General features: G+C 63.2%; 1 pseudogene. It reads right to left on the reverse strand.

The features are described from left to right. A pseudogene (locus GZH79_RS18610) lies at positions 1 to 284 on the reverse strand (sodium:calcium antiporter); the annotation flags it as partial. Positions 285 to 299 lie beyond the last annotated feature (15 nt).

A 299-nucleotide genomic window follows, 5' to 3' on the forward strand; every position in this document is an offset into this window, starting at 1 on the left:
CCCGTCAGCCGTCCCATCTGCCCGGTCACGAAAATCGGGACCAGCACCAATGCCGCCGCGATCATCACGCCTGTGTCCCGCTTCAGCGTGGCGCCCGACACGCGGATTGGCCAGACCAGACAGGTCAGGCCACCGATGAGCAGGATGTTGGCGATGTTCGATCCGACGATATTGCCGATGGCGATGGCCGGCACATCGTTCAGCGCCGCCTGCACCGATACCAGCAGCTCCGGCGTCGATGTGCCAAAGCCCACGACTGTCAGGCCGATCAGCAAAGATGACATGCCAAGCCGTTTGGC

This window comes from Loktanella sp. SALINAS62, from assembly GCF_018263905.1.
Taxonomy (GTDB): domain Bacteria; phylum Pseudomonadota; class Alphaproteobacteria; order Rhodobacterales; family Rhodobacteraceae; genus Loktanella.